Source organism: Leclercia sp. LSNIH3 (genome assembly GCF_002935105.1).
Classification (GTDB): Bacteria; Pseudomonadota; Gammaproteobacteria; order Enterobacterales; family Enterobacteriaceae; genus Enterobacter; species Enterobacter adecarboxylatus.
Map to the genome: position 1 here is coordinate 3,668,599 of NZ_CP026387.1, position 12,353 is coordinate 3,680,951.

Consider the following 12,353-nt stretch of genomic DNA (forward strand, 5'->3'; position numbering starts at 1 on the left):
TTTATCTCCTTCAGAGAACCGTCTCGACCGCTTCTCGCATTTTTTTGACATGCAGCCCGTAGACCACCTGAACGTTATTACCTTGCTTGATAATGCCTTTCGCGCCCGTCGCCTTGAGCCGCGGCTCGTCTATGATGGCGACATCTTTCACCGTGACGCGCAGGCGGGTGTAGCAGTTGTCCACCACTTCAATATTTTCGCGACCGCCGAGGCCAACGATAATCGCCTCGCCCAGTCCATCATTACTGCCTTTCGCCTGGTACTCCTGCTTGCTGTACAGACGGGTCTCCTGATCCTCTTCTTCGCGCCCGGGGGTCTTCATGCGGAAATGCAGGATCAGGAAGCGGAAGACCACGAAGTAGAGAACGAACATGATCAGCCCGACCAGGATGTACATCGGCCAGTTGGATTTTTCAGTGCCCAGCGGCAGGTTATAAAGAATGAAATCGATAATGCCGTTGGCCCCGATGGCGTGAACGCCCAGCAGATAAAAGAGCATCATGCCGATCCCGGTCAGCACCGCGTGCACCACAAACAGCAGCGGGGCGACGAACAGGAAAGAAAATTCAATGGGTTCGGTCACGCCGACCAGCAGAGAGGTGAGCGCCGCCGGGATCAGAATCGCTTTCGCCGCGGCTTTACGCTCCGGTTTCGCCGTCATGTACATCGCCAGCGCGGCGGCAGGCAGGCCAAACATTTTGCTGATACCGCGGGCATCCCACACCACGGTGCTGCTGAGCTGCTTCACCTCCGGGCAAGCCATCTCGGCAAAGTAGATATTACGTGCGCCCTGATAGGTTGCGCCGCAGACCTCCTGGGTACCGCCCAGTTCGGTGTAAAGGAACGGGGTATAGACCAGATGGTGCAGGCCGGTCGGCACCAGGATGCGCTCAAGGAAGCCGTAAATCGCCACGCCAAACGCCCCGGAACCTTTAATGGCTAAGGCCATGGCGCTGATCCCGTTCTGGGCAAACGGCCACAGCTCGCTCATCACCACGCCCAGCAGCATAGAGACCGGCAGCATAATAATGGCGACGAAGCAGTGCCCCGAGTAGATGGCCATCGCGCCGTTAAACTGCACCCCGGAATATTTGTTATAGAGGTAGCCCGACAGCGCCCCGGTGAGGATCCCGGCAAATACGCCCATCTCCAATACCTGTACGCCCAGCACCATGCTTTGTCCGGCGGCTTTCATCTGATCCGCAGGGGCCAGCGCGCCCTGTAAATTCAGGGTCACGTTCATGGCATTGATAAACACCACAAAGGTCACCAGGCCAATCAGCGCCGCGTAACCTTTATCTCGCGACGCCAGACCAATGGGGATCCCCACGGCAAACACCAGCGCCAGGTTCACCAGCACCGAGACGGCAGATTTTGATATCAGTTGGCCGATGCTCTGGATCAGCGGATGGCCCAGGAACGGCAGATACCCGGCAAGAGCACCGTTACCCAGTACGTTACCAAAGGCGATGAACAGACCGACAATAGGCAGGATGAGTACCGGTCCGTACAGCGATTTACCGAAATTTTGTAGGGCGTTCACGGCTCGTTTCATGTCTTTCTCTCTTATTGAACCGCGCACTCAGGGTGCGTCATAGCGTTAAAATTAGCAGGGTAAACGCGGAGTTAGCCAGCTATCTTGTTGTTTTAAAAACAAATGACGTTAAAGGTTACATGTAACCTTACAGGCTGTGATCGCCGTAGCAGCGGGATATCATCTGGCACCAAAATTTTGCGAGGCGTTATCCAAATCCGAAAACGGGTCTTTTGTATTAATGAAACTTGCGCATAATACTTAACCCGACGACGACCAACAGGCCCGCAAGGCCAGGGATAAAGGATGAAACCGTTTCGCCTTGCCGCGCTTTCAGTAGCGCTGCTTACCACCATCACGCTTGTCGGTTGCGATGAAAAGGACGATAAGACCCGTTCTGTCGCACCTGCCACTGCGACCGCTTCCACCTCTACCGCTGCTGCTGCACCCGCAAAGCCTGACAACGCCACGCTGGAGAAGCTGGCGGCGCAGAGCGCGGGCAAAGCGTTGACCTTACTGGATGCGTCAGAAATCCAGCTGGACGGTGCTGCCGCGCTGGTGCTCACCTTCTCTGTGCCGCTGGATCCCAGCCAGGATTTCGGCCACACGGTGCATGTGGTGGACAAAAAAAGCGGCAAGGTTGACGGGGCATGGGAGCTGGCGCCAAACCTGAAAGAGCTACGCCTGCGTCATCTGGAACCGAACCGCGAGCTGCTGGTCACCGTCGAGCGCGACCTGCTGGCGCTGAACAAAAACACCTTTGGCAGCGAGGTCGAAAAAGCGATCACCACCCGTGATATCGAACCGAGCGTCGGGTTCGCCAGCCGCGGCTCGCTGCTGCCGGGTAAGGTGGTGGAAGGGCTGCCGGTGATGGCGCTGAACGTCAACAACGTTGATGTGAATTTCTATCGCGTCAAACCTGAGTCACTGGCCGCCTTTGTCAGCCAGTGGGAATACCGCAACTCCCTCACCAACTGGGAATCCGACAACCTGCTGAAAATGGCGGAGCTGGTCTACACCGGCCGTTTCGACCTTAACCCGGCCCGCAATACCCGTGAAAAACTCCTGCTGCCGCTGGCGGATATCAAGCCGTTACAGCAGGCGGGGGTCTATATCGCAGTGATGAATCAGGCCGGCCATTACAACTACAGTAACGCCGCGACCCTCTTTACCCTCAGCGATATTGGGCTTTCCGCCCACCGCTACCATAACCGTCTGGATATCTTTACCCAGAGCCTGGAGAACGGCGCGACTCAGTCGGCTGTTGAGGTACTGCTGCTCAACAATAAAGGGCAGACCCTGGCGCAGGCCACCAGCAACGCTGATGGTCATGCGATGCTGCAAACGGACAAAGAGGCCGCGCTGCTCCTCGCCCGCAAAGAGGGGCAGACCACCCTGTTGGATCTCACCCTTCCGGCGCTGGATCTGGCGGAGTTTGCTATCTCCGGCGCGCCCGGCTTTAGCAAGCAGTTCTTTATGTTTGGCCCGCGGGATCTCTATCGCCCGGGTGAAACGGTGATCCTCAACGGTCTGCTGCGCGACAGCGACGGCAAACCGCTCCCTGACCAGCCGGTGAAGCTGGAAGTGCTACGCCCGGACGGGCAGGTGGCGCGCACGGTGGTCAGCCAGCCCGCAAACGGTCTTTACCGCTTTGACTACCCGCTTGAGAGCGGTGCGCAAACCGGGATGTGGCATATTCGCGCCAGTACGGGTGACAGCCAACATCAGATGTGGGATTTCCACGTCGAAGACTTTATGCCAGAGCGCATGGCGCTCAATATTGCCGGGCAAAAAACACCGGTATCCCCGCAGGATCCTGTTGCGTTCAATGTCACGGGTTATTACCTCTACGGTGCACCCGCCAACGGCAACAGCCTGCAAGGACAGCTCTTCCTGCGTCCCTTACGGGAAGCCGTGGCCGCACTGCCGGGCTTCCAGTTCGGGGATATTGCCGAAGAGAACCTGAGCCGCAGCCTTGATGAAGTGCACCTGACCCTCGATGACCAGGGACGCGGACAGGTGAGCAGCGACAGCCAGTGGAAAGAGACTCACTCCCCGCTGCAGGTTGTTTTGCAGGCCAGCTTGCTGGAGTCCGGTGGGCGTCCGGTCACGCGGCGCGCGGAGCAGGCCGTCTGGCCCGCAAGTACACTGCCGGGCATCCGTCCGCAGTTCGCCAGCAAAGCGGTCTATGACTATCGCACCGATACCACCGTCAATCAGCCGATTGTCGAGGAGAACAGCCAGGCCGGGTTTGATATCGTTTACGCCGATGCCAGTGGCGCAAAAAAAGCGGTCTCTGGCTTGCAGGTGCGCCTGATCCGCGAGCGGCGCGACTACTCATGGAACTGGTCCGAGAGTGACGGCTGGCAGTCTCAGTTTGATCAAAAAGACCTGAACGAGGGCGAGCAGGTGCTGGATCTGGCCGCCGACGAGACCGGAAAAGTGAGCTTCCCGGTAGAGTGGGGTTCCTATCGTCTGGAGGTGAAAGCCCCGGATGAAGCGGTCAGCAGTGTGCGCTTCTGGGCAGGTTACAGCTGGCAGGACAACAGTGACGGCACCGGGGCGGCCCGCCCGGACCGGGTGACGATGAAGCTGGACAAACCGACCTATCGCCCTGGCGATACGATTAAACTGCATATCGCTGCCCCGGCGGCAGGGAAAGGCTATGCAATGATCGAATCCAGCGAAGGGCCGTTGTGGTGGAAGGAGATTGACGTGCCGGCCGAGGGGCTGGATATGACCATCCCGGTGGATAAAGCCTGGATACGTCACGATCTCTATCTCTCCACGCTGGTGGTGCGCCCTGGCGATAAATCCAAATCAGCTACGCCAAAACGGGCGGTGGGCCTGTTGCATCTGCCGATGGGCGATGAGAGCCGCCGCCTGGGCATTACGCTGGATAATCCACAAAAAATGCGCCCGAACCAGACGCTGGCGGTCAAGGTGAAGGCCAGCGTCAAAGAGGGGGCGACCCCACAAAAAATCAATGTGTTGGTTTCGGCGGTGGACAGTGGCGTACTGAACATAACCGATTATGTCACTCCCGATCCCTGGCAGGCGTTCTTTGGTCAGAAGCGCTATGGCGCAGACATTTACGATATCTATGGCCAGGTCATTGAAGGCCAGGGACGCCTGGCGTCACTGCGCTTTGGTGGCGATGGCGATGAACTTAAGCGTGGCGGCAAACCGCCGGTAAATCATGTCACCATCATCGCCCAGCAGGCGCAGCCGGTAGAACTGGATGCCAACGGCGAGGGGACCGTTTCGCTACCGATTAGTGACTTTAACGGCGAACTGCGTCTGATGGCTCAGGCCTGGACGGATGATGACTTTGGCAGCAGTGAAAGCAAAGTTGTGGTTGCCGCCCCTGTGATTACCGAGCTGAATACCCCGCGTTTTCTCGCCAGCGGCGATAACGCCAGGCTAACGCTGGATCTGACCAACCTTACTGATAAACCGCAGACCCTTAATGTGGCGTTGACCGCTGGCGGCAACCTGGCACTGGAAGCGCCCCAGCCGCAGCCGGTGCAGCTGGCGGCGGGTGAGCGATCGACGCTGTTTATTCCGGTGCGAGCGCTGGATGGCTTTGGCGACGGCGAAATCGCCGCCCAGGTGAGCGGGCTGACGCTGCCGGGCGAAACCTTTGCCCCGCAACAGAAAAGCTGGAAGATTGGCGTGCGTCCGGCGTTCCCGGCACAGACGGTCAACAGCGGTACGATGCTCAAGCCGGGTGAAAGCTGGCACGCACCGGAACAGCACCTCGCTGATTTCTCACCGGTGACATTACAGGGGCAGCTTCTGCTCAGCGGCAAGCCGCCGCTCAATCTGGCCCGCTATATTCGTGAGCTGCAGGCCTATCCGTATGGCTGTCTGGAGCAGACTGCCAGCGGCCTGTTCCCGTCGCTCTATACCAATGCCGCCCAACTGAGCGCGCTGGGTATTAAGGGCGACAGCGACGAGAAGCGCCGCGCGGCCATTGAGATCGGCATCTCTCGTCTGCTGCAGATGCAGCGTAACGACGGCGGTTTTGCCCTCTGGGATAAAAACGGTCCAGAAGAGTACTGGCTCACCGCCTACGTCACCGATTTCCTGGTACGTGCGGGCGAGCAGGGTTACAGCGTACCGGTTGACGTCATCAACAATGCCAACAGCCGTCTTCTGCGCTACCTGCAGGATCCGGGCATGATGGCGGTTCGCTACAGCGAGGATACTCAGGCCAGCAAATTCGCCATCCAGGCCTATGCCGCGCTGGTGCTGGCACGCCAGCAGAAAGCGCCTCTCGGGACATTGCGCGAAATTTGGGAGCGTCGAGCGCAAGCAAAATCGGGCCTGCCGCTAATGCAACTGGGACTGGCGCTGAAGCTGATGGGGGATGCGCCGCGCAGCCAGCAGGCGTTGGATCTGGCAATCAAAACGCCGCGCAGCGAGACGCAGGCCTGGATGGCCGATTACGGTAGCCCGCTGCGTGATAACGCAATGATGCTCAGTCTGCTGGAAGAGTACAATTTGCTGCCAGATGCGCAGAAAACGCTGTTGAACGCGCTCTCTCAGCAGGCGTTCAGCCAGCGCTGGCTCTCGACTCAGGAGAGCAACGCCCTGTTCCTGGCGGGCCGTTCCCTGCAGACGCTGGCGGGTGACTGGCAGGCGACCACCACCCCTGGCGGGGAGGGGATGCGCGGTAATAAGCCGCAGGTGCAAAACCTGAATGCCGATCAACTCGCTGCCCTGCAGGTCACTAATACCGGCACTGCGCCGCTGTGGGTGCGCCTGGACAGCAGCGGCTACCCGCAATCGGCACCGCAACCTACAGCTAATGTGCTGAAAATTGAACGTCAGTTCCTGGCCACCGACGGCAGCAGTAAATCGCTCTCTTCTTTGAAAAGCGGTGAACTGGTGCTGGTCTGGCTGGAAGTTACCGCCACGCAGAATGTGCCGGATGCGCTGGTGGTCGATTTACTGCCCGCTGGCCTGGAACTGGAAAACCAGAACCTCGCCAGCAGCAGTGCCAGCCTGCAGGAGAGCGGGAGTGAAGTGCAAAACCTGCTCAACCAAATGCAACAGGCCGATATTCAGCATATGGAGTTCCGGGACGATCGCTTTGTGGCCGCCGTGCCGGTGAATGAATACCAGCCAGTGACGCTGGTCTATCTGGCACGCGCCGTCACGCCGGGGACCTATACGGTACCTGTACCGCTGGTGGAATCAATGTACGTGCCGCAGTGGCGGGCAACAGGTGCGGCCAGCGGCCCGCTGATTGTCGTCCCGTAACGTGCGGTATCGGAAATGGCTACGCTCCCGCTGGCTGTGGCTGGTGGGGGCGTTACTTCTGCTGTGGGCTGGCGTCATCGCAGCCGATCGCCTGTGGCCGCTGCCGCTGCACGAGGTCAACCCTGCCCGGGTGGTGGTGGATGAAAAGGGCACTCCGCTGTGGCGGTTTGCCGATCGCGACGGTATCTGGCGCTATCCGGTCACTATCGAAGAGGTCTCGCCGCGCTATCTTGAGGCCCTAATCCAGTATGAAGATCGCTGGTTCTGGGACCATCCGGGCGTAAACCCGTTCTCGGTGCTGCGTGCCGCCTGGCAGGATCTTACCGCCGGAAAGGTCATATCAGGCGGAAGTACGCTGACTATGCAGGTAGCGCGCCTGCTGGATCCCCATTCCCGCACGGTGGGCGGCAAGGTCCGTCAACTCTGGCGCGCGCTCCAGCTGGAGTGGCACCTCTCCAAATGTGAAATCCTGACCCTCTATCTAAACCGTGCGCCTTTTGGCGGCACGCTACAAGGCGTGGGGGCCGCCAGTTGGGCCTATCTGGGAAAAGCGCCTGCACAGCTGAGCTACTCCGAAGCCGCGCTGCTTGCGGTTCTGCCGCAGGCCCCGAGCCGCTTGCGCCCGGACCGCTGGCCGCAGCGTGCCGAGGCGGCACGTAACAAAGTACTCAAACGTATGGCCTCGCAGGGCGTCTGGCCCGCGCAGCAGGTAACAGAGTCGCAGGAAGAGCCGGTATGGCTGGCTCCCCGGCAGATGCCACAGCTGGCACCGCTGTTCTCGCGCATGATGCTCGGCAAAAGCCGTGACACCAAAGTGGTGACGACCCTCGACGCCACACTCCAGCGCCAACTGGAGGAGCTTGCGCTGAACTGGAAATCTCGTTTGCCGCCCCGCAGTTCGCTGGCGATGATCGTGGTCGATCACAGCGATATGAAAGTGCGCGGCTGGGTGGGATCGGTTGACATCAACGACGACAGCCGTTTCAGCCATGTCGATATGATCTCTGCGATCCGATCCCCGGGATCGGTGCTCAAGCCCTTTGTCTATGGTCTGGCGATGGACGACGGGCTGATCCACCCGGCCTCGCTGCTGCAGGATGTTCCGCGCCGCACCGGCGATTATCGCCCCGGCAATTTTGACAGCGGTTTTCACGGCCCGATCAGCATGAGCGAGGCGCTGGTGCGATCCCTGAACCTGCCCGCCGTACAGGTACTGGAAGCCTACGGGCCGAAGAAGTTTGCCGGGATGCTGCGCAACGCCGGATTACCGCTGCTGCTTCCGGCGGGCGCTCAGCCGAACCTGTCCCTGATCCTGGGCGGTGCCGGGGCGCGTCTGGAAGACATCGCTGCGGCATACAGCGCCTTTGCCCGTCAGGGGCGGGCAGGGAAACTGCGCCTGCAGCCGGACGATCCGCTGTTGGAGCGGCCTCTGCTCTCGCCTGGCGCGGCATGGATCATCCGCCGCATTCTGGCCAACGAGGCGCAGCCGCTGCCGGACAGCGCCCTGGCTCAGGTGGTACCCCTGGCAGTGAAAACCGGTACCAGCTATGGCTATCGCGATGCCTGGGCGATAGGGCTGAATGCACGCTACGTGATCGGGATCTGGACCGGCAGACCGGACGGCACACCGGTGGCCGGGCAATTTGGTTTTGCCAGCGCGGTGCCGGTGCTAAATCAGGTTAATAACCTGCTTCAATCGCGCTCGGCGCTGGATGAGACGCGCCTGCCACGGGATCCGCGCCCGGCCTCGGTGAGCCGCGGCGTCATTTGCTGGCCGGGGGGGCAGTCTCTGCCTGAAGGGGACAGCAACTGTCGGCGCCGCCTCTCAACCTGGCTGCTGGAGGGGAGTCAGCCTCCGACGCTGTTGCTGCCGGAGCAGGAGGGCATCCGCGGCATTCGTTTTCCTGTCTGGCTGGATAACAGCGGTCAACGCGTGGCGGCAGACTGCCCGCAGGCGCGACAACACACGCTGGACGTCTGGCCGCTGCCGCTGGAGCCGTGGCTGCCGCAGGCGGAACGGCGGGCTGCGCGCATTCCGGCGGCATCAACCGCCTGCCCACCGCTCGGCCAGGCCTTCCCGGCGCCGCTCATCCTCTCAGGCATACGCCAGGGGGCGGTGATTAAGCGCGTGCCCGGTGAGGCGCGCGTGTCGTTGCCCCTGCTGGCCAGTGGAAGCGAGGGTGCGCGCTGGTGGTTTCTTAATGGTGAACTGCTGAATGTGAAGGGGCGGGCGTATACCTTGCATCTTGAAAGTGCAGGGGATTACCAGCTGCTGGTGATGGATGAGGCAGGGCAGGTAGCCACCGTCGATTTTACATTGCAGTAAATAAAACGGTGTTTAGCCACGATCTGTTGTTAAAACTCGTCTTATTTTAAAAAAATGTTACATCCATCCATAGGCAATGGCGTTAATGCTCATTATAATCCGCGCCATATCTTACGCATGAATGCAAAACAACAGAACAAATCACAGAGGTAATCATGGCTATTGAACGTACTTTTTCCATCATCAAACCAAACGCGGTGGCAAAAAACGTTATTGGCAGCATCTTTGCTCGCTTTGAAGCGGCAGGGTTCAAAATCGTTGGCACCAAAATGCTGCATCTGACCGTTGAGCAGGCTCGCGGTTTCTATGCTGAGCACGAAGGTCGCCCATTCTTCGACGGCCTGGTTGAGTTCATGACCTCTGGCCCAATCGTGGTATCCGTACTGGAAGGCGAAAATGCCGTTCAGCGTCACCGCGATCTGCTGGGTGCAACCAACCCGGATAACGCTCTGGCAGGTACTCTGCGCGCAGATTACGCTGACAGCTTCACCGAGAACGGCACCCACGGTTCCGACTCTGTAGAATCTGCTGCACGTGAAATCGCTTTCTTCTTCGCAGAAGGCGAAGTGTGTCCACGTACCCGTTAATTTAACGGTTTCGTTTACACATTATTTTCGTAAATGCCACGTGCAGACGTGGCATCCCTGCGCCAGACTTTGTACAATGCAACGCCCCGGATGAGCAGACTGCTTACCGGGGCGTTTCTTTTCAACCCTCCACGGGCCATAACGTGTAACAACGAGGCCGGAATATATTATGTCTGAATTAGTTAATACCTCCGAAGTCGCCATTCCTGCGGTTCCAAATAAAAATGGAAAAATCAACCTGCTGGACCTGAACCGTCAGCAGATGCGCGAGTTCTTCAAAGAGATGGGCGAGAAGCCGTTTCGTGCCGACCAGGTCATGAAATGGATGTATCACTATTGCAGCGACAATTTTGATGACATGACTGACATCAACAAGGTGCTGCGTAACAAGCTGAAAGACGTGGCTGAAATCCGCGCACCGGAAGTGGTGGAAGAGCAGCGTTCAGCTGACGGCACCATCAAATGGGCGATTGCCGTCGGCGATCAGCGCGTTGAAACGGTCTATATCCCGGAAGATGACCGCGCCACGCTGTGCGTCTCTTCCCAGGTCGGTTGTGCGCTGGAGTGTAAGTTCTGCTCCACGGCGCAGCAGGGCTTTAACCGTAACCTGCGTGTTTCGGAAATCATCGGCCAGGTCTGGCGTGCGGCGAAAATCGTCGGCGCGGCAAAAGTGACCGGCACCCGTCCTATCACCAACGTGGTGATGATGGGGATGGGCGAGCCGCTGCTGAACCTGACCAACGTGGTGCCAGCCATGGAAATCATGCTGGATGACTTCGGTTTTGGCCTGTCCAAACGTCGCGTGACCCTCTCCACCTCAGGTGTTGTGCCTGCGCTGGATAAGCTCGGCGACATGATTGACGTCGCGCTGGCCATCTCTCTGCATGCGCCGAACGATACCATTCGTGACGAAATTGTGCCGATCAACAAAAAGTACAATATCGAGACCTTCCTGAACTCGGTTCGTGGCTATATTTCGAAGTCCAATGCCAACCAGGGACGCGTCACCATTGAGTACGTCATGCTGGATCACGTCAACGACGGTACTGAGCATGCGCACGAGCTGGCGGCACTGCTGAAAGATACGCCGTGCAAGATCAACCTGATCCCATGGAACCCGTTCCCGGGCGCGCCGTATGGCCGTAGCTCGAACAGCCGTATCGACCGTTTCTCCAAGGTGCTGATGGAGTATGGTTTTACCACTATTGTGCGTAAAACCCGCGGTGATGATATTGATGCTGCCTGTGGTCAGCTGGCCGGTGATGTTATCGACCGTACCAAGCGCACGCTGCGTAAACGTATGCAGGGCGAGGCTATCGCTGTCAAGGCCGTGTAATAATTACGCTGTCACGGCGCATTATCTGCGCCGTGACAGCGTAAGATGCGAATAAACAGTCATTGCGCCGGTGAATGGGTAATAATTACGGTGCGTTTTATATGACTTTAAGGCAGTATGTAACGACGCAACAACAGTTTAACCTCACTGACAAGCCGCTTCTGTCAACCAAAACCTGACAGTGTTGTGCTGTCTGACTAAGGTTAACTGACCAGAAGTTTCGCGGTGCGGGTGGCATTGTGACTCACCGGCGCCAGGATCCTCAATTTTCACGTACCATTAGTTGTAGCGAATGAATACTGAAGCCACTCACGACCAAAATGCAGCACTTTCCACTGGCGTTCGTCTACGTAACGCCCGTGAACAACTCGGACTCAGCCAGCAAGCCGTTGCGGAACGCTTATGTCTGAAGGTTTCCACGGTCCGCGATATTGAAGAAGATAAGGCACCTGCCGAACTTGCTTCTACGTTTCTGCGTGGTTATATCCGCTCCTATGCGAAACTGGTGCATATTCCTGAAGAAGAACTGCTGCCAATGATGGAAAAACAGGCACCGGTCAGAGCGGCAAAAGTCGCGCCGATGCAGAGTTTTTCGTTGGGCAAACGTCGTAAAAAACGTGATGGCTGGTTGATGAGCTTTACCTGGTTGGTATTGTTTGTGGTTATCGGTCTGACGGGCGCCTGGTGGTGGCAAAACCACAAAGCGCAGCAGGAAGAGATCACCACCATGGCCGATCAGTCCTCCGCCGAGCTGAATAATTCAGCGGGCGAGGGCGCTCAAAGCATCCCACTGAATACCGACACCTCAGCAACGGCCAGCGAAACGCCGGCAGCAACGGCCAATACCCCGGATACCACAACGGCGCAGACTGCTGCGCCAGCCGTTAATCAAACCGCTCAGGCTCCGGCTGACAGTGCCGTCGTCTCCCCTTCTCAGGCGAACGTTGAGACTGCACCGGCAACAACGGCGAATAATGCGGTCCAGCCTCTGCCATCCGATCCGGCGGGCGTGACGGCTGCACCGGCTGACCCGAATGCACTGGTAATGAACTTCAACGCTGATTGCTGGCTGGAAGTGACCGACGCAACCGGCAAAAAGCTGTTCAGCGGCCTCCAGCGTAAGGACGGCACGTTAAATCTGGCAGGCCAGGCGCCTTATAAGCTCAAGATTGGTGCTCCGGCAGCGGTCCAGATCCAGTTCCAGGGTAAACCTGTCGATCTGAGCCGTTTTATCAGAACTAACCAGGTTGCGCGTCTGACCCTCAATGCCGAACAATCAGCAGCACAGTAAGTAACAGACGG

At 58.4% G+C, this 12,353-nt stretch carries 6 protein-coding genes; 5 read left to right on the forward strand and 1 reads right to left on the reverse strand.

Features of this window, described 5'->3' with window-relative positions; genetic code table 11:
- Nucleotides 1-10: 10 nt before the first annotated feature.
- Nucleotides 11-1,555, reverse strand: coding sequence for a PTS transporter subunit EIIC (locus tag C3F35_RS17855; RefSeq protein WP_032613111.1), 1,545 nt, complete (start codon nt 1,553-1,555; stop codon nt 11-13).
- A 285-nt stretch (nt 1,556-1,840) separates the two neighbouring features.
- Here C3F35_RS17855 and C3F35_RS17860 point away from each other — a divergent pair, with 285 nt between their 5' ends.
- The 5 genes from C3F35_RS17860 (at nt 1,841) to rodZ (ending at nt 12,342) form a co-directional block, all read left to right on the forward strand.
- Nucleotides 1,841-6,802 carry an alpha-2-macroglobulin family protein gene (locus C3F35_RS17860; protein WP_103793069.1) on the forward strand — a complete coding sequence of 1,654 codons (4,962 nt, stop codon included), beginning with the start codon at nt 1,841-1,843 and terminating at the stop codon, nt 6,800-6,802.
- Nucleotides 6,789-9,128 carry a peptidoglycan glycosyltransferase PbpC gene (gene pbpC / locus C3F35_RS17865; RefSeq protein WP_442786099.1) on the forward strand — a complete coding sequence of 780 codons (2,340 nt, stop codon included), beginning with the start codon at nt 6,789-6,791 and terminating at the stop codon, nt 9,126-9,128. The genes C3F35_RS17860 and pbpC overlap by 14 nt, the downstream gene beginning before the upstream one ends.
- Nucleotides 9,129-9,283: 155 nt before the next feature.
- Nucleotides 9,284-9,715, forward strand: coding sequence for a nucleoside-diphosphate kinase (gene ndk / locus C3F35_RS17870; protein WP_032613104.1), 432 nt, complete (start codon nt 9,284-9,286; stop codon nt 9,713-9,715).
- 169 nt (nt 9,716-9,884) lie between these two features.
- Nucleotides 9,885-11,051 (forward strand): bifunctional tRNA (adenosine(37)-C2)-methyltransferase TrmG/ribosomal RNA large subunit methyltransferase RlmN, encoded by a 1,167-nt coding sequence (locus tag C3F35_RS17875; protein WP_032613102.1) that lies wholly within the window; start codon nt 9,885-9,887, stop codon nt 11,049-11,051.
- Nucleotides 11,052-11,343: 292 nt separating this feature from the next.
- Nucleotides 11,344-12,342 carry a cytoskeleton protein RodZ gene (gene rodZ, locus C3F35_RS17880; RefSeq protein ID WP_032613100.1) on the forward strand — a complete coding sequence of 333 codons (999 nt, stop codon included), beginning with the start codon at nt 11,344-11,346 and terminating at the stop codon, nt 12,340-12,342.
- Nucleotides 12,343-12,353 lie beyond the last annotated feature (11 nt).

Excerpts from the sequence above, each read along its gene's own strand:
- C3F35_RS17855 (WP_032613111.1), bottom strand. The coding sequence starts at position 1,555 with ATGAAACGAGCCGTGAACGCCCTACAAAATTTCGGTAAATCGCTGTAC.
- C3F35_RS17860 (WP_103793069.1), top strand. The coding sequence starts at position 1,841 with ATGAAACCGTTTCGCCTTGCCGCGCTTTCAGTAGCGCTGCTTACCACC.
- ndk (WP_032613104.1), top strand. The coding sequence starts at position 9,284 with ATGGCTATTGAACGTACTTTTTCCATCATCAAACCAAACGCGGTGGCA.
- C3F35_RS17875 (WP_032613102.1), top strand. The coding sequence starts at position 9,885 with ATGTCTGAATTAGTTAATACCTCCGAAGTCGCCATTCCTGCGGTTCCA.
- rodZ (WP_032613100.1), top strand. The coding sequence starts at position 11,344 with ATGAATACTGAAGCCACTCACGACCAAAATGCAGCACTTTCCACTGGC.